At 68.7% G+C, this 22630-nt stretch carries 24 protein-coding genes; 9 read left to right on the top strand and 15 right to left on the bottom strand.

From position 1 onward, the window contains the following. The first annotated feature begins 187 nt into the window (after window positions 1-187). The 6 genes from AC04MD_RS07875 to AC04MD_RS07850 all read left to right on the top strand — a co-directional run bounded on the left by AC04MD_RS07875 (window position 188) and on the right by AC04MD_RS07850 (window position 7288). The gene (locus AC04MD_RS07875; protein ID WP_475496732.1) at window positions 188-2053 is read left to right on the top strand and encodes an assimilatory sulfite reductase (NADPH) flavoprotein subunit; all 1866 of its coding nucleotides are present in this window, start codon (window positions 188-190) and stop codon (window positions 2051-2053) included. Window positions 2054-2216: 163 nt separating this feature from the next. Next, window positions 2217-3920, top strand: coding sequence for an assimilatory sulfite reductase (NADPH) hemoprotein subunit (cysI, locus tag AC04MD_RS07870; protein ID WP_475496731.1), 1704 nt, complete (start codon window positions 2217-2219; stop codon window positions 3918-3920). Then, complete coding sequence (locus AC04MD_RS07865; RefSeq protein ID WP_475496730.1) at window positions 3917-4630, top strand: phosphoadenylyl-sulfate reductase; 714 nt, start codon at window positions 3917-3919, stop codon at window positions 4628-4630. The genes cysI and AC04MD_RS07865 overlap by 4 nt, the downstream gene beginning before the upstream one ends. A gap of 146 nt (window positions 4631-4776) precedes the next feature. Further along, window positions 4777-6039: a sensor histidine kinase gene (locus AC04MD_RS07860; protein WP_475496977.1), complete on the top strand. Its 1263-nt coding sequence runs from the start codon at window positions 4777-4779 to the stop codon at window positions 6037-6039. Then, a complete protein-coding gene (locus AC04MD_RS07855) occupies window positions 6036-6806 on the top strand; it encodes a LytR/AlgR family response regulator transcription factor (RefSeq protein ID WP_475496729.1) in 771 nt (256 codons plus the stop codon). Before AC04MD_RS07860 ends, AC04MD_RS07855 begins: the two co-directional genes overlap by 4 nt. A gap of 113 nt (window positions 6807-6919) precedes the next feature. Next, on the top strand, window positions 6920-7288 hold the full coding sequence (locus AC04MD_RS07850) for a hypothetical protein (protein WP_475496728.1): 369 nt from the start codon (window positions 6920-6922) through the stop codon (window positions 7286-7288). 6 nt (window positions 7289-7294) lie between these two features. On the opposite strand, the gene AC04MD_RS07845 is transcribed toward AC04MD_RS07850, so the two are convergent. The 5 genes from AC04MD_RS07845 to AC04MD_RS07825 form a co-directional block, all read right to left on the bottom strand. After that, window positions 7295-7615, bottom strand: a complete 321-nt coding sequence (locus tag AC04MD_RS07845) for a type II toxin-antitoxin system RelE/ParE family toxin (RefSeq protein WP_334177416.1) — start codon at window positions 7613-7615, stop codon at window positions 7295-7297. Next, a complete protein-coding gene (locus AC04MD_RS07840; RefSeq protein WP_162336801.1) occupies window positions 7603-7860 on the bottom strand; it encodes a type II toxin-antitoxin system Phd/YefM family antitoxin in 258 nt (85 codons plus the stop codon). Before AC04MD_RS07840 ends, AC04MD_RS07845 begins: the two co-directional genes overlap by 13 nt. 111 nt (window positions 7861-7971) lie before the next feature. After that, window positions 7972-8367 (bottom strand): ribosomal maturation YjgA family protein, encoded by a 396-nt coding sequence (locus AC04MD_RS07835; RefSeq protein ID WP_475496727.1) that lies wholly within the window; start codon window positions 8365-8367, stop codon window positions 7972-7974. Further along, a complete protein-coding gene (locus AC04MD_RS07830; RefSeq protein WP_475496726.1) occupies window positions 8352-8669 on the bottom strand; it encodes a hypothetical protein in 318 nt (105 codons plus the stop codon). The genes AC04MD_RS07835 and AC04MD_RS07830 overlap by 16 nt, the downstream gene beginning before the upstream one ends. 108 nt (window positions 8670-8777) lie before the next feature. Then, the gene (locus tag AC04MD_RS07825) at window positions 8778-9761 is read right to left on the bottom strand and encodes a LysR family transcriptional regulator (protein WP_162336798.1); all 984 of its coding nucleotides are present in this window, start codon (window positions 9759-9761) and stop codon (window positions 8778-8780) included. A 175-nt stretch (window positions 9762-9936) separates the two neighbouring features. Between AC04MD_RS07825 and cysG the strand changes: the two genes are divergently transcribed. Both cysG and cysK read left to right on the top strand, forming a co-directional pair. Next, window positions 9937-11388, top strand: a complete 1452-nt coding sequence (cysG, locus tag AC04MD_RS07820) for a siroheme synthase CysG (RefSeq protein WP_475496725.1) — start codon at window positions 9937-9939, stop codon at window positions 11386-11388. Window positions 11389-11411: 23 nt separating this feature from the next. Next, window positions 11412-12386 (top strand): cysteine synthase A, encoded by a 975-nt coding sequence (gene cysK / locus AC04MD_RS07815; RefSeq protein WP_475496724.1) that lies wholly within the window; start codon window positions 11412-11414, stop codon window positions 12384-12386. A 6-nt stretch (window positions 12387-12392) separates the two neighbouring features. Here cysK and AC04MD_RS07810 read toward each other — a convergent pair whose 3' ends face one another. The 8 genes from AC04MD_RS07810 to pyk form a co-directional block, all read right to left on the bottom strand. Beyond that, window positions 12393-12842 carry a DUF6265 family protein gene (locus tag AC04MD_RS07810; protein ID WP_475496723.1) on the bottom strand — a complete coding sequence of 150 codons (450 nt, stop codon included), beginning with the start codon at window positions 12840-12842 and terminating at the stop codon, window positions 12393-12395. Between the two features lie 231 nt (window positions 12843-13073). Beyond that, a complete protein-coding gene (gloA2, locus tag AC04MD_RS07805; RefSeq protein WP_475496722.1) occupies window positions 13074-13460 on the bottom strand; it encodes an SMU1112c/YaeR family gloxylase I-like metalloprotein in 387 nt (128 codons plus the stop codon). 1 nt (window position 13461) lies between these two features. After that, window positions 13462-15018 (bottom strand): MDR family MFS transporter, encoded by a 1557-nt coding sequence (locus AC04MD_RS07800; protein ID WP_475496721.1) that lies wholly within the window; start codon window positions 15016-15018, stop codon window positions 13462-13464. 138 nt (window positions 15019-15156) lie between these two features. Next, a complete protein-coding gene (locus AC04MD_RS07795; protein ID WP_475496720.1) occupies window positions 15157-16248 on the bottom strand; it encodes an HlyD family secretion protein in 1092 nt (363 codons plus the stop codon). A 9-nt stretch (window positions 16249-16257) separates the two neighbouring features. Beyond that, the gene (locus tag AC04MD_RS07790) at window positions 16258-16731 is read right to left on the bottom strand and encodes a MarR family winged helix-turn-helix transcriptional regulator (protein WP_475496719.1); all 474 of its coding nucleotides are present in this window, start codon (window positions 16729-16731) and stop codon (window positions 16258-16260) included. Window positions 16732-17291: 560 nt separating this feature from the next. After that, the gene (locus AC04MD_RS07785) at window positions 17292-18296 is read right to left on the bottom strand and encodes a class I fructose-bisphosphate aldolase (RefSeq protein WP_475496718.1); all 1005 of its coding nucleotides are present in this window, start codon (window positions 18294-18296) and stop codon (window positions 17292-17294) included. Window positions 18297-18441: 145 nt separating this feature from the next. Further along, on the bottom strand, window positions 18442-18993 hold the full coding sequence (locus AC04MD_RS07780; protein WP_475496717.1) for a hypothetical protein: 552 nt from the start codon (window positions 18991-18993) through the stop codon (window positions 18442-18444). A gap of 18 nt (window positions 18994-19011) precedes the next feature. Continuing rightward, entirely contained in the window at window positions 19012-20481 is a 1470-nt protein-coding gene (gene pyk / locus AC04MD_RS07775) for a pyruvate kinase (protein ID WP_475496716.1), read from the bottom strand. A 77-nt stretch (window positions 20482-20558) separates the two neighbouring features. Here pyk and AC04MD_RS07770 point away from each other — a divergent pair, with 77 nt between their 5' ends. After that, window positions 20559-20741: a hypothetical protein gene (locus tag AC04MD_RS07770; protein ID WP_475496715.1), complete on the top strand. Its 183-nt coding sequence runs from the start codon at window positions 20559-20561 to the stop codon at window positions 20739-20741. Between the two features lie 16 nt (window positions 20742-20757). On the opposite strand, the gene AC04MD_RS07765 is transcribed toward AC04MD_RS07770, so the two are convergent. After that, window positions 20758-21399 (bottom strand): HAD hydrolase-like protein, encoded by a 642-nt coding sequence (locus tag AC04MD_RS07765; RefSeq protein ID WP_475496714.1) that lies wholly within the window; start codon window positions 21397-21399, stop codon window positions 20758-20760. Further along, complete coding sequence (locus AC04MD_RS07760; RefSeq protein WP_475496713.1) at window positions 21396-22571, bottom strand: phosphoglycerate kinase; 1176 nt, start codon at window positions 22569-22571, stop codon at window positions 21396-21398. The genes AC04MD_RS07765 and AC04MD_RS07760 overlap by 4 nt, the downstream gene beginning before the upstream one ends. Window positions 22572-22630 lie beyond the last annotated feature (59 nt).

Below are 22630 nucleotides of genomic sequence, written 5' to 3'. Positions count from 1 at the left end.
GACGGTGGACCGGACGGGCTAGCCTAGCAGGCGTCGCGACGGGGTCCGGGAGGCAGGCCAGTATTCGGCCGGGCGCTCATGCGGACGAAATAAGCGGGCGACATAAGCCCATAACCATGCGTCCTTTCAGCCTGGCGCAACGCCTTCCTAACATCGGTCGTCCCAATCGCGCCCACGGGCCACGCCGATGTCCGTCACCCAGCCTGTCTTCGCCCCCATCCCCCTCGCGGAGGAACGGCGGGCGCTGCTGGCCCAGGCGGTGGCCGGCCTGGACGGCGCCAGCCTCTGGTGGGTCTCCGGCTACGCCGCCGGCCTGGCCCAGGCCCAGCTCGCGCCGCAGGCCGCATCGACGGCCGCGCCGCCCAAGGCGATCCCGCCGGCCGCCGGTGCCCAGGCCGCGCAGCGTCTGACCATCGTCTACGGCAGCCAGACCGGCAACGCCCGCCGGGCCGCCGAGGCCCTGGCCCAGCAGGCCGAAGCGGCCGGCCTGTCGGTCCGCCTGCTGCGCGCCGACGCCTACCCCCAGCGCGAGCTCGCCAGCGAGCGCCTCCTCTATATCGTCATCAGCACCCAGGGCGAAGGCGACCCGCCGGACGACAGCATCGGCCTGGTCGAGTTCATCGCCGGCAAGCGCGCGCCCAAGCTGCCGGAGCTCAAGTACGCCGTACTCGGACTGGGCGATTCGAGCTATGCGGATTTCTGCGGCATTTCCCAGCGCCTGGATGCCCGCCTGGCCGATCTGGGTGCGACCCGCCTGTTCCCTGCCGGCGCGGCGGACCTCGACATCGACACCGTCGCCACGCCGTGGCGCGAGCAGGCGCTGGCGCACGCCCGCGAACTGTTGAAAGCGCCGGCGGCAGCCACCGCCCTGGCGACCGTCACGCCGTTGCGTCCCGGCCAGGCCGCCGTGTGGTCGCACGAACACCCCTTCCCCGCCGAGCTGCTGCTCAACCAGCGCATCAGCGGCCGCGACTTCAAGGGTCCGCGTTTCGGCCAGCATGGCGTGGCCGACAAGGACGTGCGCCACATCGAGCTGTCGCTGGATGGCAGCGGCCTGCACTACGAACCGGGCGACGCGCTGGGGATCCGCCACCGCAACCCGGCCGCGCTGGTCGATGCCGTGCTTGAGGCAGTGCGCCTGGACGGCGACGCCACCATCAGCGAAGGCAGCGATACGCTGCCGCTGCGCGAGTGGCTGTCCGCGCGCCGCGAGCTGACCCGCCTGTCGCGCCCGTTCCTCGCCACGCATGCCGCCCACGCGCAGGCCGACGACCTCAATGCCCTGCTCGCCCCGGCGCAGAACGCCACCCTGGCGCAGCTGTTCAACACGTACCAGCTGGTCGACGTGCTGCGTCGCTGGCCGGCCGGCTGGAGCGCGCAGGAACTGGTCGCCGCGCTGCGGCCGCTGGCGCCTCGCCTGTATTCCATCGCCTCCAGCCGCAAGCGCGTCGGCGAAGAAGCGCACCTCACCGTCGACGTGCTCGGCTACGAGGCCTTCGGCCATGCGCACGGCGGCGCGGCCAGCGGTTTCCTCGCCGCGCGCGAGGAAGGCGACCAGGTCCCGGTCTACATCGAAACCAACGAGCGTTTCCGCGTACCCGCCGACGGCAACCGCGACATCCTGATGATCGGCCCGGGTACCGGCGTCGCGCCGTTCCGCGGCTTCGTGCAGGAGCGTGCGGAAACCGGTGCGCGCGGCCGCAACTGGCTGCTGTTCGGCGCCCAGCACTTCAACCACGGCTTCTTCTACCAGAGCGAATGGCAGGACGCGCTGCGCAGCGGCGAACTGCATCGGCTGGACCTGGCCTTCTCGCGGGACCAGGCCCGCAAGATCTACGTGCAGGACCGCCTGCGCGAGCGCGGCCGCGACGTCTACGACTGGCTGCAGAACGGCGCCCACCTGTACGTCTGCGGCGCCATCGCGATGGGCAAGGACGTGCATGCCGCGCTGCAGGCCATCGTGGTCGAGCACGGCGGGCTGGATGAAGACGCCGCCCGCGAGTACCTGGTGAACCTGCAGACGGAGGGGCGCTACGGCCGCGACGTGTACTGACGACCCCTCCTCATCCCTTCCCTCGCGTGCGGGGGAAGGTGCCCGAAGGGCGGATGGGGGCAACGCAGAAGCCGAACGAAGACACAGACCCTCGGCCTCGCCCCCACCCCAGCCCTCCCCCGCAAGCGGAGGAGGGAGCACACCCCGAAGCCATCACACCACCATGTCCAACCATTCCGTCGAAGACATCAAATCCGAGAGCAACCGTCTGCGCGGCAGCCTGCTCGACAGCCTGGCCGACCCGGTCACCGGTGCGCTGCGCGAGTCGGACCAGACGCTGATCAAGTACCACGGCAGCTACCAGCAGGACGACCGCGACCTGCGCGACGAGCGCCGCCGGCAGAAGCTGGAGCCGGCCTACCAGTTCATGATCCGCACGCGCACGCCGGGCGGCGTGGTCACGCCGGAGCAGTGGCTGAAGCTCGACGCCATCGCCACGCAATATGCCAACCACTCGCTGCGCATCACCACGCGGCAAGCCTTCCAGTTCCACGGCGTGATCAAGCGCGAACTGAAGCCCACGATGCAGGCCATCAACGCCGCGCTGATCGACACGCTGGCCGCCTGCGGCGACGTCAACCGCAACGTGCTGGTCGCGGCCAATCCGCTGGAATCGCGCGCGCATGCCGAGGTGCAGGCCTGGGCGGCGAAGCTGTCCGAGCACCTGCTGCCCAACACCCGCGCCTACTACGAGATCTGGCTGGACGAGGAGCGCGTGGCCGGCAGCGGCGAGGAAGAGGAGCCGATCTACGGTGCCACCTACCTGCCGCGCAAGTTCAAGGTCGGCTTCGCCGTGCCGCCGGTCAACGACGTGGACGTGTTCGCCAACGACCTCGGCTTCATCGCCGTGCTGGAGGACGGTGCGCTGGCCGGCTTCAACCTGGTCATCGGCGGCGGCATGGGCGCCACGCATGGTGATGCCGAAACCTATCCGCGCATCGGCAACGTGGTCGGCTTCCTCACGCCGGACCAGCTACTGGACGTCGGAACGGCCGTGGTCACCACCCAGCGCGACCTCGGCAACCGCGTGCTGCGCAAGCGTGCGCGCTTCAAGTACACCATCGACGACCACGGCCTGGACACCGTCGTCGCCGAGATCGAACGCCGCAGCGGCATCACCCTGCAGCCGGTGCGGCCGTTCCGCTTCGAGCACAACGGCGACCGCTATGGCTGGGTGGAAGGCGAGGATGGCCGCTGGCACCTGACCCTGCACCTGTACGCCGGCCGCATCGCCGACACCGCGCACGCGACCCACCTGACCGGCCTGCGCGAGATCGCCAACGTGCACCGCGGCGAGTTCCGCATGACGGCCAACCAGAACCTGGTGATCGCCGGCGTGCCCGCGGGCGAGCGCGAACGCATCGACGCGCTGGCGAAGACGCACGGCCTGGATGCCGGCCAGCGCCTGGGCACGGCCCTGCAGCGCGCGGCGGTGGCCTGCGTGTCGCTGCCCACCTGCGGGCTGGCGATGGCCGAGGCCGAACGCTACCTCCCCGATTTCACCGCCAAATTGCAGCCGCTGCTGGAGCAGCACGGCCTGCGCGATGCCCCGATCGTGCTGCGCATCTCCGGCTGCCCGAACGGCTGCTCGCGACCCTATCTCGCCGAGATCGCCCTGGTCGGCAAGGCCCCCGGCCGCTACAACCTGATGCTCGGCGGCGACGCGCGCGGCCAGCGCCTCAACACGCTGTACCGCGAGAACATCGACGAGGCTTCCATCCTCGAGACCCTCGACGGCCTGTTCGCGCGCTACGCCAGCGAGCGCAGCGACGACGAAGGCTTCGGCGACTTCCTGCACCGCAGCGGCGTGGTCGCCCTGCCCGCCTATCCCACCCACCGACAGATCGCACTGGACCTTTACGCATGAGCGCCCTCGCCCACTCCCTGGACACCGACCGGATCGCGGAGCACAACGCGTGGCTGGAAACCCAGACCGCCGAGCAACGCGTCGCCTGGGCGCTCAAGCACGGGCCGGCGGAAGCGGCGATGTCGTCCAGCTTCGGCGCGCAGGCCGCGGTGCTGCTGCACATGGTCACGCAGCAGAAGCCCGACGTGCCGGTGGTGCTGATCGACACGGGCTACCTGTTCCCCGAGACCTACCGCTTCGCCGACGAACTGGTCGAACGGCTGAGCCTCAACCTGCAGGTGTTCCGCCCGCTGGTCAGCCGGGCCTGGATGGAGGCGCGCCACGGTCGCCTGTGGGAGCAGGGCCTGGTCGGCATCGAACAGTACAACAGCCTGCGAAAGGTCGAACCGATGAAGCGCGCGCTCAAGGAACTGGGCGTGGGCACGTGGTTCACCGGCCTGCGCCGCGTGCAGGCCACCAGCCGCGCCAACGCGCCGGTGCTGCAGCAGCGCGAGGAGCGCTGGAAGATCAACCCGATCGTCGACTGGACCGACCGCGACGTGTGGCAGTACATGAAGCAGCACGACCTGCCCTACCACCCGCTGTGGGAACAGGGCTACGTGTCGATCGGCGACTTCCACACCACGCGCCGCTGGGAACCCGGCATGCGCGAAGAGGACACCCGCTTCAACGGCCTCAAGCGCGAGTGCGGCATCCACATCGACGTCTGAGCCGCGCCGGGCAGCCACCGGGCTGATCCGTTCGCACCCGGGCATCCCGGTTTCGTCGCCGCACCGCCGGCTCCGTCGCGCTCCCCCTTCCCTCGACGGAGCGGCGGGCTATCCTCCACGGCACTCCCAACGCCGTGGTGCCCGACGTGTTCCCCAGCCTGCTCCTGATCATCCGCATCCTCGCCGCCTGGTTCGGCGCGGTGCTCATCGCCGGGCTGGTGTGGAACGGCCTCTTCGAGCGGACGATCGTTGCCGGCGGCGCCAGCTGGCTGTTCAACCTGGCGATGACGCTGGTGATGGCCTCGGTGCTGATCGGCACGATCAGCCACCTGCGCCGCATCTGGCTGATCACCGGCCGCCTGGACAGCGCCGCGCTGTCGAGCCGCCAGCGCCGGCAGATCGAAGTCCCGCTGGACACGGCGGCCGCGTTCGCCCTGATCGAAGGCGCGTTGCGCGAACTGCCCCGCGCCGAGGACGCCGAAAGCGCGCCCGACAGCCTGCAGGTGCGGGTCAAGGTGCGTCGCATCGACAGTTTCGACGGACCCAGCCAGCCTTCGCGCTTCAACATCATGGCGCGCTTCGCGGTGAAGCGTGACCTGGTGCAGGCCACGGTTACGCCCGGCAACGGCACCAGCAGCATCACCCTGATGGTCGGCCCCGACGCGAGCGCGTGGCTGGACCTGTTCGTGCTCGACGACGGCGTCAACGTGGAAAATGCCGAAGCCGTCACCCGTGCGATCACCCGCCGCGTCGCCGACCAGCGCCGGCAGGAACAGGCCGACGTCGTGCAGACCGTCAACGAGAAGGAACTGACGGTGGCGCGCCTGAACCTGCTCAATGCGCAGGTGGAGCCGCACTTCCTCTACAACACGCTGGCCAGCGCGCAGGTGCTGACGCGCACCGATCCGCCGCGCGCCGACGTGATGCTCGGCCACCTGATCCAGTACCTGCGCAGCTCGCTGCCGCGTACCGACGACGCCCTGTCGACGCTGGGCGAGGAACTGGAACGCACGCTGGCCTACCTCGAGATCCTGAAAATCCGCATGGGTAGCCGCCTGTCGCTGCAGATCGAGGTGCCCGACGCGCTGAAGTCGGTGCCGATGCCATCGATGATGCTGCAGACGCTGGTCGAGAATGCGATCAAGCATGGCCTCGAACCCAAGACCGGCGGCGGCACCATCTGGATCCTGGCGCGCCAGCACGACGACCACGCCACGCTCACCGTGGCAGACGACGGCCAGGGCTTCGGCGGCCAGAGCACCGGCACCGGCATCGGCCTGAAGAACCTGCGCGAACGCCTGCGCCTGACCTTCGGCGGCGCGGCCTCGTTCGCGATCGTGTCCAACTTCCCTAGTGGCGTCGCCGCCACGCTGACGCTGCCGCTGGCCGGCAAGACGGGTGCCGCATGAACTTCCGGGGCGTGATCGCCGAAGACGAGGAGCTGCTGCGGACCGCGCTGTCCTCGCTGCTGAAAGAGACCTGGCCGCAGCTGGACATCGTGGCCGAGTGCGAGGACGGCGCCAGTGCGCTGGAATCGATCGCCGAGCTGCAGCCGGACGTCGCCTTCCTCGACATCCGCATGCCGGGTCTGACCGGCATCGAAGTCGCACGCGGCCTGGCCGAGGCCAGCCCGCGCACGCAGGTGGTGTTCGTCACCGCCTACGACCAGTACGCGATCGACGCCTTCGAACAGGGCGCCATCGACTACCTGCTCAAGCCGATCACGCGCGAACGGCTGCTGGCCACCGTACAGCGCATCCAGGCGCGCGCCGCGGCCGGGCATCCGGACGGCGCCACGCTCGACGCGCTGCTGCGGCACCTGTCGGCGCGGCAGAGCGCCTCCAGCAAACCGCCGCTGGTCTGGATCACCGCCAGCGCCGGCAAGGACACGAAGCTGATCATGGTGGACGACGTGGCCTACTTCCAGGCCGACAACAAGTACACCACCGTGATAACGGCCGACGGCGAATCGCTGCTGCGCACGCCGCTGCGCGAACTCATCGATTCGCTCGACACCACCACGTTCAAGCAGATCCACCGCTCCACCATCGTCAACATGAAGCAGGTCGCCTCGGTCAGCCGCGACGAGGCCGGCCGCGGACGGCTCAAGCTGAAGACGCGGCCGGAAGTGCTGACCGTCAGCCAGCCCTTCATGACGCTGTTCCGCACCATGTAGCGCCGCTTTAAACCCCGCCGCCGTACGCGGCATCCAACGTGGCATCGCCGGCACGACGCCCCCGCGTCGTGGAGGGCATGCCTTTGCCCAACGGAACTCCCAAGGAACACGCCATGCGCATCATCACGTCCCTGATGTCCTGCCTGCTGGCCCTGGCAGGATGCGACGACAAGCCCAGCGTCACCACCATCCACCACAGCACCGCGAACGGCGTCGATACGCTCTTCAGCAAGAGCACGCTGAAGGAAGGCGTGGCGACGTTCGAATGCTTCGCCAGCGAAAGCGGCCAGTGCCACTACCGCGTCTATACGGAGACGTGTCCGACGCCTGCGCCGGGCGAAAACCCCGACGCCTGCGAACGCACCACGCTGGAGGACTTCGTGCTGGCGCCGGGCAAGGTGCATGAGATCCACGGCCTGCCCCAGGATTTCAAGCAGTGCGTCTCGAAGAACGCCGATACCGATCAGGCATGCAGAGGCTGACGCCGCTCAGCGTCCCTTCGCAGGCTTGCGCGGCTGCAACATGCCAGGGCGCAGCAGGCGCTCGCTGCGCATGACGTGGAGGATCAGCACGCGCCCGGGCTCGTGGCGGTACAGCACGCGACAGGGCGGCTCGACCACCTGCCGGTAGCGTCCGCGCCTGAGTTCGGCGGGCCGGCTGCCGCTGTCCGGATGCGCGGCGAGATGCTCGACATGCGCGAACACACGGCGCACCAACTCGGCGGCTGCGTTCGGATTGTCCAGCGCAATGTAGTCGGCAATAGCATCCAGATCGGCCAGCGCCGGCTCGGACCAGACTATCTCAACCATCTGGCAAGCCGATCCTTGGCTTGATCGTGGGTGACCGTGCGGCCTTCGGCAACGGCCTGCTCGCCGCGCGCAATGCCTTCCAGCATCGCCATGCGCGACAGCAGCGTCTCATAGGTTTCCACATCGACGAGATACGCGCTGGGCAACCCATGCTGGGTGATAAGGATGGGCTGCCGATCGCGCTCGATATCGGCCAACAGATCCGTGGCCTGCCGCTTGAGGGTGGTGACGAGCTCGGTGCGCATGAAATGACACTACAGTATCACTCACGGGTTCTGCAAGCAGTGACACCGGATGCGGACCCGACGTCTTTCGTGATGCGGTTGACGAGCGGGACCGCCGCTGCATCCGCCCCATCAACGTGCGGGGTTGGCCATGGAACGACGTTCCATCACACAGGCCAGCCCGAAGCCGATCACGTAGGCGACCACGTCCAGCCAGTCCGGCGTGCTGCCGAGCACGATGCGCAACACCGGCGACGTCACCTGCCAGCCCGTCTGCTGGCTGATGTACTGCGCCGCTTCGACGGCCAGCCCTACGGACAGCGCGATCAGCGGCCGCGCCGGTGGACGCAGCCACACGACACTGGCCAGCAGGCAATAGACCCAGACGACAGCGATCACGTCGCCGGCGAAACTGCGCAGCCAGCCCAGTCCGGCGCCGGCCGTCGCCAGCAGCACGAGCAACACGAACAGACCGAGCGCGCACCCCGCCACGGCAGGGTCGAACCGCCACCTCAGGCGCTGCCGCAATGCGAACCCTCGAGGCTCTTGCTGCCGCAGGCCAGGCACTTGCGGTACTTCTGCCGCTGCCGGTTGTAGCGCACGCGCGACATCATGCCGCCGCAGGCGCAGCGCAATTCGCGCCCGCGCGCCCAGCGATAGAGCCGCCAGCTGGAATGCAGCGCCCACGCCATACCCAGCAGGATCGCCAGCAGGAACGACAGCGAGGCCAGGCGCTGCGGGGTGATCTCGCCGAACGCGCGCTCGGTGCGTGTCACCACTTCCGCCGTAGCGAAGCCGCCGACCGCGATCACCACGGCTGGGGCGTACATGCGGGCGACCATCCGGGAGATGCGATTCATCGGGAATGGGGTGGGGACAATGGCATGCAGACTCGCGCGCGCAGGCCTGCCGCGTCAATCACGCGATCGGGGAAGCCGTCAGCTGGTGATCGTCTGGGTCAGCGACTGCCAAGTCGGCGGCTCCGGCCAGTCCGGATCCTGGTTGCCGTCGATCACCCGGCGCAGGTCGCGGCGGTCGATCTGCGGCGCCAGCGCGCGCACCAGGTCCAGCGCGTAGTCGCGCAGCACGCGCTCGCGAGGCAGCACCGCCCAGGCGATGCACTCCTTCACTTCCGGCGGCGCCGGCCAGGCGCGCAGGTCGGTGTCCGTGGCATTCACCGCCATCTCGGCGAGCAGGCCCACGCCGAGGCCGGCGCGCACGTAGGTCTTGATCAGGTCGGCATCGAGCGCGGTCAATGCGATGTTCGGTTCCAGCCCCACCTTGGCGAAGGCGCGCTGCAGGGACGAACCCGGCCGCGTCGACGATTCGTAGCTGATCAGCGGCTGGTCGGCCAGGTCGGCCATGCCGGGCACGCGGCCCAGCTGTTCCAGCGCATGGCCGCGCGGCACCAGCACCAGACGACGCCAGCGGTACAGCGGCACGGCGATGCCGGCCTGCGGCTGGTCGCCGGCGGTGCTGACCACGGCCATGTCGGCGTCGCCCTGGGTCAGCAAGTCCAGCGCCTGGCTTTCCGGTGCCTGCTGCAGGTGCACGCTGACCTGCGGGAAGTCCCGCTTGATCTGCGCAATGGCCGGCGGCAGTACGAACCGCGCCTGCGTATGCGTGGTGACCAGGACCAGCTGGCCCTGGCTCTCGCGGCGCTGGTTGGCGGCATAGGTGCGGATGTTGTTGGCCTCGGCCAGCACCAGCCGCGCGCGGTCGATCACTTCCTGCCCGGCCGGGGTCACGCTCTCCAGGCTGCGGCCCTTGCGCACGAACAGCAGGAAGCCGAGTTCGTCTTCCAGCTGCTTGAGCTGCTTGGACAGGCCCGGCTGGGTGGCGTGCACGCGCGCCGCCGCCAGCGTGATGTTCAGGTCGGCATCGGCGATCGCCACCAGGTAGCGGAGTTGGGTCAGCGTCATCGGCGTGGGAAGGCCCGAGGGCCCACCGGGAGGGGCCTTGGACTGTAGAGGATTTGCCCGGACCGTAGCCGGCACCGCTTATAACTGCAAGGCATATGGTGTTGGTGGGATGTCATTTCCGACCGCCATGAGCCGGCAGTACGGTCAACAGCCCAGCCGACCTGTGCCAACGCCCGTGAGCGCTCCGTTGTTTCCCTTGTTCGCCGACCTGCGGGGCCGCCGGGTGCTGATCGTGGGTGGTGGCGCGGTCGCGGAGCGCAAGACCGAGGCTCTGCTGCGCACCGGCGCCTTGCCCCGCGTCGGCGCTCCGGATCTGACCCCGCGCCTGCAGGCCTGGCGGGACGAGGGCCGCATCGACTGGATTCCCGGCCGCTTCGACGCTCACTGGCTGGCGGGCGTGTGGCTGGTGGTCGCCGCCACCGACGACGCCGAGGTGAACCGTGCGGTCGCGGCCGCCGCAGAAGCACGGCACGTGCTGGCGAACGTCGTGGACGATGCCCACCTGTCCACCTTCCAGGTGCCCGCCATCGTCGAGCGCGGCCCGCTGCAGGTGGCCATCTCCAGCGGCGGCGGTGCGCCGATGCTGGCGCGCCATCTGCGCCGCCAGCTGGAGACCCTGCTGGACGATTCCTGGACCTCGCTGGCCGAGCTGTTCACCCGCCAGCGCCAGCGCATCCGCCAACGCTTTCCGCAGCCAGCCGAACGGCGCCGCTTTTTCGAGAAGTTGCTGGCCGGCCCGCTGCCGCGCCTGTTCCGGCAGCAGTTGCATGCGCAGGCCGAACAGCATTTCCAGGCGATGCTGGACGAACACGCGACCACGGCACGCGGCTCGGTCGCCGTGGTCGGCGCCGGCCCCGGCGATGCCGGCCTGCTCACGCTCAATGCATTGCGCGCGATGAACGAGGCCGACGTGGTGCTGCACGACCGCCTGGTCAGCGATGACGTCGTGCGCCTCGGTCGCCGCGACGCGACCTACATCGAAGTCGGCAAGTCGGCGACCGGCCACAGCACGCGGCAGGACGACATCCATACGTTGATGCTGGAGCACGCGCGCGCGGGCAAGCGCGTGGTGCGGCTGAAGGGCGGCGACCCCTTCGTGTTCGGACGCGGAGGCGAGGAACTCGAGTTCCTGCGCGCCCACGGCGTGCCCTACGAGGTCGTGCCCGGCATCACCGCGGCGGTCGCGTGCGCCGCCTACGCCGGCATCCCGCTGACCCATCGCGAGCATGCGCAGTCGGTGAAGCTGGTGACGGCGCACTGCAAGGACTCGTTCGACACCCTCGACTGGCAGGCGCTGGCGCAGGAGCGGCAGACGCTCGCCGTCTACATGGGCGTGGCTGGGCTCGAGGGCCTGCGCGACCGGCTCGTCGCGCACGGGCGCGCACCGTCCACGCCGTTCGCCTTGATCGAGAACGGCTCGCGCCGCGACCAACGGGTGCTGAACGGCACCCTGGCCGATCTGCCGGAAACCGCGCGTTTCCACCACGTGCGCTCACCGGCCCTGCTGATCCTCGGCGAGGTCGCCGCGCTCGCCGACACGCTGCACTGGTTCGGCGCGCCGCCGGTCGGCGTTCCCGCCCCCACACATTCCCGCAACCTTCCGGCGCCCACACTGCAGGCCGCCTGAGCCCACGCCCCCACGGAGATCCCATGGCCGTTTACGACAGCATCCTGGACACCATCGGCCGCACCCCGGTCGTCAAACTGCACCGCATCGCGCCCGAGCACGTCACCCTCTACGCCAAGGTCGAGTCGTTCAACCCGGGCGGCTCGGTGAAGGATCGCCTGGCGCTGGCGATCATCCTCGACGCCGAAGCCAAGGGCCTGCTGAAGCCGGGCGACACCATCGTCGAAGCGACCTCCGGCAACACCGGCGTGGCGCTGGCGATGGTCGCCGCCGCACGCGGCTACAAGTTCGTCGCCACGATGGTGGAAACCTTCTCGATCGAACGCCGCAAGCTGATGCGCGCGTATGGCGCGAAGGTGATCCTGACGCCGGCCGCCGAGCGCGGCAGCGGCATGGTGCGGCGCGCCGAGGAACTGGCGAAGCAGCACGGCTGGTTCCTCGCCCGCCAGTTCGCGAACCCCGCGAATCCCGCTTTCCACCGGCAGACCACGGCGGCGGAAATCCTGCGCGATTTCGCCGGCCAGCGCCTCGACCACTTCGTCACCGGCTGGGGCACCGGCGGCACGCTGACCGGCGTGGGCGAAGTACTGAAGGTCGCGCGCCCGGAAGTCCGCATCACCGCATCGGAACCCGCCGGCGCCTCGCTGCTGCAGGGCAAGGAATGGCAGCCGCACAAGATCCAGGGCTGGACCCCGGACTTCGTGCCGGACGTGCTCAATCGCGAAGTGGCCGACGAGATCCTGCCGGTCACCGACGTCGACGCCATCGCCACGTCGCGCCGCCTGGCGGCGGAGGAAGGCATCTTCGTCGGCATCTCCGCCGGTGCCACCGTCGCAGCGGCGCTGCAGGTCGCGCAGAAGGCCAAGCCCGGCGACGTGATCCTGGCGATGCTGCCGGACACCGGCGAGCGCTACTTCTCGACGCCGCTGTTCGAGGGCGTCAACGAAGGTTCGGACGACGAGTGGCTGGCCTCGCTGGGCGACGCCGCGCTGCCGTAACGAACCTCAGGGTGATGGCGGCGCGACGCAATCGCGCCGCCACGTCCACTCCATCGCCTGGCCGTCGTCGCGTCCGTCGTCGACGCGTGCTTTCAACGTGCCTGCTTCCGGCGCGGAATAGATTACGCGCTTCGGAAAGTCGTGCGCGGGGTTGGCGAACACGACACGATCCTTTTCCACTCGTTCCGCCGGAAATGCAGTGACGGCCTTCCCGCCGGGCTGCGCGAAGAACACCCATCGCCCGTCCTGCTGCGCGATGCGCATGAATTCGAAGCCCGTCGCCTTGCCGTCGCGCGTATCGCGATGCCTGCCGACCAGCAGCCCGCCGCGCGGCGCCATCCAGGTTTCTTCGCTGAAGGTCTTGCCGCTGACACCACACCAGTGGCCGGCGAGCCAGTCCAGTTCCTGTGCGCCGACTCGAATCGACGTCACGACGAGCAACACCGCCATCAGCATTGGTACAGACCGCATGGCGTCCTCCACTGAGTGAACGGGCCACACGTTAACAGTCCTCGCTGGCGCTGACGAGCTCCCACCTTCTGTAGGAGCGACGTCAGTCGCGACCGTAGATCGCGCGCGTCTTGGGGCACACAGCAAGCCGGCCATCTGTCCGTGCCAGAGGTGGACCATTGCCGCCGATGGCGTGCGGTCGCGACTGACGTCGCTCCTACAGAGAAGCGGAGGCCGCTAGGCTTCGTACAGCTCCAGCGGCAGATCGTCCGGATCGGCGAAGAAGGTAAAGCGACGCCCCGTGTACTCGTCGATGCGGACAGGTTCGGTGCTCACACCGTGCGTGCTCAGGTGCGCGACGGCGGCATCGAGGTCAGCGACACGCAGCGCGAGATGACGCAGGCCGCAGGCCTCAGGTCGCGACACGCGGGGCGGTGGCGAGGGGAACGAGAACAGCTCGACCTGTGTACCGTCGGGCAACGCCAGGTCGAGCTTCCACGAGTCGCGCTCGGCGCGATAGTGCTCGGCGATCACACGCAGACCGAGCACCTCGGTATAGAAGTGCTTCGACCATGCGTAGTCCGAGGCGATGATCGCGACGTGGTGCAGGCCATCGATGCGCATGTCAGTGCGCCGCGGCGGCGTCTGCACCCGCATTGCCGCCCGACGGCGCCTTGCCGCCGCGCATCAGCAGCACCAGCGGCATCGACACCAGCGTGAGCAGCATCATCAGCTTGAAGTCGTTGAGGTAACCGATCGCCGCTGCCTGCCGGTTCACTTCGGCATTGAGCAGCGCCAGGCCGGTCGCGGTGGACGGGTCCATCGCGGCGGGCAGCAGCGTCGTCTCCGCGCCGAAGGCCGGGATGCGCGCACCGATCTCGGCATGGTTCACCTGCATGGCGCGCGACAGCATCGTCATCACCACCGAGATGCCGACCGACGAACCGATGTTGCGCACCAGGCTGAAGAGGCCGGCGGCTTCGGTGCGCTGGTGCGGTTCCAGCGTGGCGTAGGCGACGGTGGAGATGGGTACGAACACCAGACCCAGGCCCATGCCCTGCACCACGCCCAGCCAGACGATGGCGTGCATCGACGCATTGGGACCGAACTGGGTCATGCCGTGCAGCGAGAAGACCATCAGCGCCATGCCCACCAGGATCGGCCAGCGTGCGTCGATGCGGCCCAGCAGGCGGCCGACGACCATCATGCTGAACATCGTGCCGACACCGCGCGGTGCGAGCACCAGACCGATGGTCAGCACCGGGTAGTTCATCAGCGTGCTGAGGTAGGGCGGCAGCAGCGCCAGCGTGGCGAACAGCACGATGCCGACGACGAAGATCAGCGCGCAGCCGACCGCGAAGTTGGCGTTCTTCAGCAGGCCCAGGTCGAGCAGCGCGTGGTCGCGCCGGCGCCACCACCACAGGCCGTACATGTACAGCGCGAGGAAGGCGAGCGCGGCTTCGATCTGGATCTCGACACTGCCGAACCAGTCCTCGCTCTGCCCGCGGTCGAGGAACAGCTGCAACGCGCCGATACCGAGCGCCAGCAACGCCAGGCCGACGCCGTCGAGCGGACGCTCGTGCGGCACGTCCTTCTTGACGCTGGCCATGATGCCCATCAGCGCCAGGATGCCGATCGGCAGGTTGATCAGGAACACCCAGTGCCAGCTGTAGTTCTGGGTCAGGAAGCCGCCCAGCGGCGGACCGAGGATCGGCCCGACCATGATGCCCATGCCCCACATCGCCATCGCGGCGCCATGCTTCTCCTTGGGGAAAGCATCGAGCAGCAGCGACTGCGAGATCGGCACCAGCGACGCGCCGAACACGCCCTGCAGGATGCGGAACGCCACCATCTCGCCGATGCCGGTGGCGATGCCGCACAGCAGCGAGGCGACGGTGAAGCCGCTGACCGCGATGATCAGCAGGCGGCGGCGCCCGAGGCGGCCGGCCAGCCAGCCGGTGACCGGCGTCAGAATCGCGGCGGCGACGATGTAGCTGGTCAGCACCCACGACACCTGGTCCTGGGTGGCCGACAGCGAGCCCTGCATGTCGGGCAGCGCGACGTTGGCGATGGTGGTGTCCAGCGCCTGCATCAGCGTGGCCAGCATCACCGAGCCGACCAGCAGCGTGCGCTTGCCGGTGTCTTCCTGCGCGGGGGCGGCAGTAGCGGTGGAAGTGCTCATGGAGAAATCCGGATGGGACCGGCGCACATGACGTGCGGCGATCCAGAGGTCACCCGGGGCGCGGCGTCAGCGGGGCCGGGCCCCACCACAGTGCCCTCGCCCGCGTCCGCGCACGCCCGGGATGACATGGAAAGAAACTCAGCGCGCGGCGGTGGCGCGGCTGGAGGCGGTGCCGCCATCGCGCAGCTCGACGTGCACGTCGGCGCTCATGCCGGCGCGCAGCTGCGGCGCATCGGCGTCGGCATGGTCGATCTCGAGGCGCACGGGAATGCGCTGCACGATCTTCACCCAGTTGCCGGTGGCGTTCTGCGGCGGCAGCACGCTGAACTCGGCGCCCGAGGCGGGTGCGATGGACGCGACGTGCGCCTTCCATTTCACGCCGGGATAGCTGTCCACTTCGACGGTGGCGGCCTGGCCGACCTGCATCTTGGTCAGCTCGGTCTCCTTGAAGTTGGCTTCCACCCAGATCGGCGACGTGGCGACCAGCGGCATCGCGGTCTGGCCGACGTTGATGTACTCGCCCACCTGCAGGTCGTGCAGGCCGACGATGCCGTCCACCGGCGCGCGCACCTCAGAATGCGCCAGGTCGAGCCTGGCCTTCGCGAGCATCGCCATCGCGGCGCGGTATTCCGGCAGATCCTGCGTCGGCGTGCCCGGGCTGCCGCTCAGCGAGGCGGTGGCTTCGGACTGCGTGGCGATGGCATCGGCCAGATCGGTGCGCGCCTCAGCGACAGCGTGGCGCGCGTCGTCCAGCATCTTGCGCGAGACCAGCTGCTGGCCGGCGAGCTGCTGCATGCGCTGGAAATCGCGCTGCGCCCACGCCAGCGTCTCGCGCGCGGCCTGGATGGAGGTACCGGTGCCGACGACCTTCGCGCGACTGGCGCTGGCGCTGTTCGCCATGCGCGCGACCAGGGCTTCGTTCTGTGCGACGGCGATCGTCAGCGGATCGGCGTCGATGCGGAACAGCAGGTCGCCCTTCTTCACCGGCTGGTTCTGCTGCACGGCGACCTCGACCACGCGCCCCCCGACCTGCGGCGCGATCAGGATGCGCTCGGCCTTGACGTAGGCGTTGTCGGTGCTGACTTCGCGCTGCGAGGCGACGTATTCCCAGCCGAAGAAGCCGGCGACGGCGAGCGGGCCGGCGATCCACAGCCACACGGGCACGCGGCGGCGCTTGGGAGCGGGAGTCTTGGCCGCGTTCTCGGCGGCCTCGTTGATCTTGCTGGTCATGGTGGGGATTCAGCTCTTGCGGAGGGAGGACTCGCCGCGGCTGGCGCGATCGAGCAGGGAGAGGTTTTCGCGGATCTGGCCGAGCACCTTCAGCGCGGTGACCAGTTCGGCCGCATCGATGCCGGCCAGGCAGTCCTCGCGGACCGAGGTGGCCACGGCCTCGATGTCGTGCATCACCGCGTCGGATTGCGGCAGCAGGTGCAGGCGCCACACGCGGCGGTCGTCCGGGTCGCTGCGACGCTCGACGAAGCCGGCCTTCTGCAGGCGGTCGATCACGCGGCCGACGGCGATCGGTTCCATGTCGAGCAGGTCGGCCAGTTCGGACTGAGTGATGCCCTCGCTGGTGTGAATGCGCTTGAGCGCGCGCCACTGCACGCGGGTCAGGCCCAGGTGGGCGGCGCGGCGGTCGAAGACCCGGCCGAACAGCCGGCTCAGGTCTGCGATCAGGTAACCGATGGTGCTTTGGCCGGCAGGTGTCTTCATGGGTGCCTATGATATAGATGCTTAGGCAATTATATTCACAGCGAAGAAAATGTGTTCAGCCGCGCTTTCGCTACGGGTCAGGGTCTTCAGGGATGGGAGCCCGTCCTGTAGGCAGTCGCCGAGCCCTTCTTCAGGCTCGCAGCAGCGGTGCCGCATCGGGCGAAGGAAGGAGGTCCGTCATCCCCGCGCAGGCGGGGACCCAGCGACTTTCCCGCTGTGAAGCCGAAGGCGCTGGGTTCCCGTCTTCGCGGGAACGACGGTGTAATGGGCCGGATTCCCCGCTGGCATGGAGTTTGGAGCCCCGCAGAGGACGGTCGCCGCGGCCCTATTCGAGGGAACGGGTTCCCGCACTGAGCGGACGGAAGGAGAGGTTCGTCATCCCCGCGCAGGCGGGGACCCAGCGACTTTCCCGCCGCGAAGCAGAAGGCGCTGGGTTCCCGCCTGCGCGGGAATGACGCATCGGCGACGCGGAGGACACGCCTGAGTTTCGGCTATCGACCCCGGAAACGACGACGCCGGCACAAGGCCGGCGTCGGAATCACGTCAGGTGGCGCAGGCGATCAGCCTTCCCACTTGCCCAGCGCGGCCAAGCCGTTTTCCTTGGCGCGCTCGTACACCACGGCCTGGGCCTTGGCGAAATTGCCGGTCAGGTCCTGCGACCACAGCTTCAGCGCAGCCGACTGCATGGCACGACCATAGGAGAAGCTCAGCGGCCACGGCAGGTTGCCCAGCTGGTTCATGGCGTTGAGGTGGGCGGTGGACTGCTCGTCGGTCTGGCCGCCGGACAGGAATACCACGCCCGGCAGGATCGCCGGCACGGTGCTCTTCAGGCACATCACGGTGGATTCGGCCACTTCGTCGACGTCGGCCTGCTCTTCGCAGTCCTTGCCGGCGATAACCATCGAGGCCTTCAGGATGGTGCCTTCCAGCAGCACGTTCTGCTCGTACAGCGCGCCGAACAGCGAGCGCAGCACGGCTTCAGTCACTTCGTAGCAGACCTCGATGTTGTGGTCGCCGTCCATCAGCACTTCCGGCTCCACCATCGGCACCAGGCCGCATTCCTGGCACAGCGCGGCGTAGCGCGCCAGCGCATGCGCATTGGCTTCGATGCAGGTGCCGGACGGGATGTCATCGCCGATGGTGATGACCGCACGCCACTTGGCGAAGCGCGCGCCCAGCTTGTAGTACTCCTTCAGGCGGTCGCGCAGGCCGTCGAGGCCTTCCGTGACCACTTCACCCGGACAGCCAGCCAGGGCGTGCGTGCCCTTGTCGACCTTGATGCCGGGGATGATGCCGTGTTCGGCCATGTACTTGGCGAACGGCACGCCGTCCTTGGTGGACTGGCGCAGGGTCTCGTCGAACAGGATGGCGCCGGAGATGTAGTCGGACAGCTTCGGCGTGGTGAGCAGCAGCTCGCGGTAGGCGCGACGGTTCTCTTCCGTGTTCTCGATGCCCACGCCCTGGAACCGCTTGGCGATGGTGGTGGTGGACTCGTCGATCGCGATGATGCCCTTGCCCGCGGCCACCATGGCCTGGGCGGTTTCGGCAAGCTGTTCGATGCTCATGGGGTTCCTGGGGAAGCGGCGGGAAAGATACCAATTGTAGCCCGCGCCGCGACCGGAACGGTCGCCTGCGGGTGAAGAGCGCGGTCAGCGCACGCGTGCAGCAGGAAGACTCGACATCTGGAACCGGTTCCAGACGCCGTCCGCCTCACGCGGGATCCAATGGCTCTGGCTTGAGGTCGCCATAGCGCCAGCGGTGGATCGCGTAGGACATGCCGCGGCCGCGCAGCAGGAACACGGTCGCGAGCACGGCCTCGAACACCGTGGCGATGGCATCCGGCAGCAGCTGGTGCAGGCCGTTGTCCAGAGACAGGGTGCCGGGCGTGGCGCGCGACAGGATCATCCACTGCAGCAGCAGGTATGCCGCGTCCTTCAGTGCGACGAACAGGAACCAGGCGCCGATGACGGAAATGGCGAGCCCGAGCCATTCGCGCGGCTCCAGGTCGCTCTCGAACACCTGGTCCTTCGGACTGGACAGCGCCAATCTCGCCAGCTTGTCGGCGAAGAGCCACGCCAGTACCAGCAGTCCGAGCCCGGTCGCCATGATCGCCAGCGACGTTCCCTCGGTGCCCAGCGGCATCTCGCCACGCCGGATCGCGATAAGCAGTGCGGGAACGCCGACGAAGGCATTCGCCGCGACCCACACGATGACGGCACGGATGGCGACGCACAGCAGCGTGTATGCATTCGTCCTTGTCACGCGACGACCTCCCGGTGTTTACAGCTCGCCGAGTCCCTCGGCCTTGCCGCGTTCGCCCATCTGCAGCAGGCGCAGCGTGTTGGTGGCGCCATGGCGCTCCATGTGGTCGCCGCTGGTGAAGATGACGCGGTCGCCCTCGGCCAGCAGCTCGCGGTCGTGCAGCACGCGCATCGCATCGCGCGCGGCCTCGCGCGGGGCCAGGCCGCGGCTGTCGAAGGCGATCGGGAACACGTCGCGGATCATCGCCATCTTGCGGCGCGCGCCGTCGTGGCGCGAGAACGCGTAGATCGGTGCGCTGGAGCGGAAGCGCGACAGGAAGCGCGCGGTGCCGCCGGACTCGGTCATCGCGACGATCGCGCGCACGCCGATGTGCTCGGACAGGAACATCGTCGCCATCGCGATGGCCTGGTCGGCGCGCTCCAGGTTGCGCGGCGCCTTCTCGAAGTCGGTATCCATCTCGAACTGCTTCTCGGCGCCCAGGCAGATGCGCGCCATCGCTTCGACCGCGCGCACCGGATAGCTGCCCGCCGCGGTTTCGGCCGACAGCATCACCGCATCGGTGCCGTCGATGACGGCATTGGCCACGTCCAGCACCTCGGCACGCGTGGGAATCGGGCTGTCCACCATCGACTGCAGCATCTGGGTGGCGGTGATCACCACCTTGTTGCGCGCCAGCGACTCCTTGATGATCTTCTTCTGCAGGCCAGGCAGTTCGGCATCGCCGATCTCCACGCCCAGGTCGCCGCGCGCCACCATCACCACGTCGCTGGCATCGACGATCTCGGCCAGATTCTCGATGGCTTCGGTGCGCTCGATCTTGGACACCAGCGCCGCGTCACAGCCGTGCTCGCGTGCGATGCGGCGCGCTTCGTTCATGTCGTCGGCATTGCGGCAGAACGACACGGCGATGAAATCCACGCCGATGTTCTCCGCCACATAGGCGATCAGCTCACGGTCGCGCTCGGTCAGCGCGCCCAGCGACAGGCCGCCGCCTTGCTTGTTCAGGCCCTTGCGGTCGGACAGCACGCCGTCGTTGAGCACGGCGCAGACGATGCGTTCGCCTTCCACCGACACCACCTTCAGCTGCATCAGGCCGTCGTCGAGCAGCAACACGTCGCCCGCTTGCACGTCGCCGGGCAGGCCGAGGTAGCTCACGCCCACCTGCGAGGCATCGCCGGGCGGCGCGCTGACGTTGGCCACCAGGTCGAAGCGGTCGCCGGTCTTCAGCACCACCTTGCCTTCGGCGAACCGCTCGACGCGGATTTTCGGGCCCGGCAGGTCGGCGAGGATGCCGACCTCGGCGCCGACGCGCTGCGCCGCGAGGCGCACGGCAGCGGCACGCTTGGCCTGTCCGGACGGATCGCCATGCGAGAAGTTCAGCCGCACCACGTTGACGCCGGCGCGGAACAGCTCTTCCAGCACGCCCGGCGGGTCCGTCGCCGGTCCGAGGGTGGCGAGGATCTTGGTGCGGCGCTGGCGTTCGGTCATGGTGCGGGTTCCGTGTGATCGCGCAAACGCTACCACAGCGAAACGGAGCCGTTGCGACCGGGATTCACCACGTCGGCATGCTGTCCCGGGACAGCATCGCGCATGCATCGGGCGATTCGATGAAAGCGCTGTTTTCAAGCCCTTTTTCGACGATTCCCGGCGTCGGGCGACTGGTATTTTTTTGGTCTCTGCATACGCGCCGGATGCTGCGCACGCACACCCGACTGCGCGAAAACGACGGCGATGAAACGCGCGTTTGATCGCGCGTGTCAGCGCTCAGGCGAACAGCGGCCGCAATTGGTCCGGTGCGCCCGCGAGCCGGGTCGCACCGGCGTCGCGCAGCTCTTCCTCGTCGCCGAATCCCCACAGCACGCCGACGCTGCGCATGCCATGGTGGCGCGCGCCATCGATGTCCATGTGGCGGTCGCCGATCATCCAGCAGGCATCCGGTGTGAGCGCCAGGCGACGCAGCGCTTCGCCGATCAGGTCCTTCTTGTGGCTCAGGCGACCGTCTGCGGTGGCGCCGATGATGTCCTCGAAGCAGTGCCCGAACGGCAGGTGCGCGAGGATCTTGCGCGCATGCGGCTCGTTCTTCGCGGTGACCACGGCGAGCCGGTGACCATCGGCGTGCAGCGCTTCGATGGCCTCGTCGATGCCGGCGTAGACCTGGTGCTCCAGCCAGCCATGCGACTCGAAGCGCTCCAGGTAGTGTTCCACCGCCGCCTCGACCTTCGCGGGATCGCCCAGCAGCGGCAGGAAGCTGGTCCGCAGCGACGGCCCGATCCAGCCGCGCAGCTCTTCATCCGTGGGTACCGGATGTTCCAGTTGCGTCAGCGCGTAGGTGATGCAACGGGTGATGCCGACGGCCGAATCGATCAGCGTGCCGTCGAGATCGAAGAACAGCGTGGCGCGACTCACGGCGCGCGCGCTTCCAGCGCGGCGACGGCCGGCAGCGTCTTGCCTTCAAGGAATTCCAGGAACGCACCGCCGCCGGTGGAGATGTAACTGACCTCGCCCGCGATGCCGTACTTGTCCACCGCCGCCAGCGTGTCGCCGCCGCCGGCGATCGAGAATGCCTTGGACTGCGCGATCGCGCGGGCCAGCGTTTCCGTGCCCTTGCCGAAGGCGTCGAATTCGAACACGCCCACCGGCCCGTTCCACACCACCGTACCGGCCGACTGGATCAGCTCGGCGTAGCGCTGCGCGGTCTGCGGACCGATATCGAGGATCAGGTCGTCGGCCGCGACCGCGTCGACGGCCTTCACCGTCGCCGGCGCATCGGCGGCGAACGCGGTGGCGACCACCACATCAGTCGGCAGCGGGATCTCGGCGCCGCGCGCCTTCGCGTCCGCGTCGATCTTCTTCGCGGTGTCGATCAGGTCGGCTTCGTACAGCGACTTGCCCACCGCATGGCCCTCCGCCGCGATGAAGGTGTTGGCGATGCCGCCACCGACGATCAGCTGGTCGACCTTGCCGACCAGGCTGGTCAGCAGTTCCAGCTTGGTGGAGACCTTGCTGCCGGCGACGATGGCGAGCAGCGGGCGGGCCGGGTTGGCCAGCGCCTTGTCGAGCGCATCCAGTTCGGCCATCAGCAGCGGACCGCCGGCCGCGATCGGCGCAAAGCGGATCACGCCGTGGGTCGAGGCCTGTGCGCGGTGCGCGGTACCGAAGGCGTCCATGACGAACACGTCGCACAGCGCGGCGTACTGCTTCGACAGCGCCTCGTCGTCCTTGCCCTCACCGACGTTCATGCGGCAGTTCTCGAGCAGGACGATCTGCCCCGGCGCCACGTCGACGCCGTCCACCCAGTCCTTCACCAGCGGCACGTCGACGCCGAGCAGTTCCGACAGGCGCGCGGCGACCGGCGCCAGCGAATCGGCCTCGCTCCACACGCCTTCCTTGGGTCGCCCGAGGTGCGAGGTGACCATGACCGCCGCGCCCTTCTGCAGCGCCAGCTTCAGCGTCGGCAGCGACGCGGTGATGCGCTGCTCGGAGGTGATGCGGCCAGCGTCGATCGGCACGTTCAGATCCTGGCGGATCAGCACGCGCTTGCCGGCGAGGTCGAGGTCGGTCATGCGGACGATGGGCATGTGGGGTCCTGGGCAGCGAGAAAGACCACCATTGTCCCGCCTGCCCCCGCAGGCCGCAA

It is taken from the genome of Pseudoxanthomonas sp. LjRoot206 (assembly GCF_056175725.1).
Note: the sequence above shows the minus strand (reverse complement) of the source record. Positions and strands in the feature narration are given on the sequence as shown.

Bases quoted from the DNA above. Each gene is read 5' to 3' on its own strand.
- AC04MD_RS07875 (WP_475496732.1), top strand. From the start codon at position 188: ATGTCCGTCACCCAGCCTGTCTTCGCCCCCATCCCCCTCGCGGAGGAA.
- cysI (WP_475496731.1), top strand. From the start codon at position 2,217: ATGTCCAACCATTCCGTCGAAGACATCAAATCCGAGAGCAACCGTCTG.
- AC04MD_RS07865 (WP_475496730.1), top strand. From the start codon at position 3,917: ATGAGCGCCCTCGCCCACTCCCTGGACACCGACCGGATCGCGGAGCAC.
- AC04MD_RS07855 (WP_475496729.1), top strand. From the start codon at position 6,036: ATGAACTTCCGGGGCGTGATCGCCGAAGACGAGGAGCTGCTGCGGACC.
- AC04MD_RS07850 (WP_475496728.1), top strand. From the start codon at position 6,920: ATGCGCATCATCACGTCCCTGATGTCCTGCCTGCTGGCCCTGGCAGGA.
- AC04MD_RS07845 (WP_334177416.1), bottom strand. From the start codon at position 7,615: ATGGTTGAGATAGTCTGGTCCGAGCCGGCGCTGGCCGATCTGGATGCT.
- AC04MD_RS07840 (WP_162336801.1), bottom strand. From the start codon at position 7,860: ATGCGCACCGAGCTCGTCACCACCCTCAAGCGGCAGGCCACGGATCTG.
- AC04MD_RS07830 (WP_475496726.1), bottom strand. From the start codon at position 8,669: ATGTACGCCCCAGCCGTGGTGATCGCGGTCGGCGGCTTCGCTACGGCG.
- AC04MD_RS07825 (WP_162336798.1), bottom strand. From the start codon at position 9,761: ATGACGCTGACCCAACTCCGCTACCTGGTGGCGATCGCCGATGCCGAC.
- cysK (WP_475496724.1), top strand. From the start codon at position 11,412: ATGGCCGTTTACGACAGCATCCTGGACACCATCGGCCGCACCCCGGTC.
- AC04MD_RS07810 (WP_475496723.1), bottom strand. From the start codon at position 12,842: ATGCTGATGGCGGTGTTGCTCGTCGTGACGTCGATTCGAGTCGGCGCA.
- gloA2 (WP_475496722.1), bottom strand. From the start codon at position 13,460: ATGCGCATCGATGGCCTGCACCACGTCGCGATCATCGCCTCGGACTAC.
- AC04MD_RS07800 (WP_475496721.1), bottom strand. From the start codon at position 15,018: ATGAGCACTTCCACCGCTACTGCCGCCCCCGCGCAGGAAGACACCGGC.
- AC04MD_RS07795 (WP_475496720.1), bottom strand. From the start codon at position 16,248: ATGACCAGCAAGATCAACGAGGCCGCCGAGAACGCGGCCAAGACTCCC.
- AC04MD_RS07790 (WP_475496719.1), bottom strand. From the start codon at position 16,731: ATGAAGACACCTGCCGGCCAAAGCACCATCGGTTACCTGATCGCAGAC.
- AC04MD_RS07785 (WP_475496718.1), bottom strand. From the start codon at position 18,296: ATGAGCATCGAACAGCTTGCCGAAACCGCCCAGGCCATGGTGGCCGCG.
- pyk (WP_475496716.1), bottom strand. From the start codon at position 20,481: ATGACCGAACGCCAGCGCCGCACCAAGATCCTCGCCACCCTCGGACCG.
- AC04MD_RS07770 (WP_475496715.1), top strand. From the start codon at position 20,559: ATGCTGTCCCGGGACAGCATCGCGCATGCATCGGGCGATTCGATGAAA.
- AC04MD_RS07760 (WP_475496713.1), bottom strand. From the start codon at position 22,571: ATGCCCATCGTCCGCATGACCGACCTCGACCTCGCCGGCAAGCGCGTG.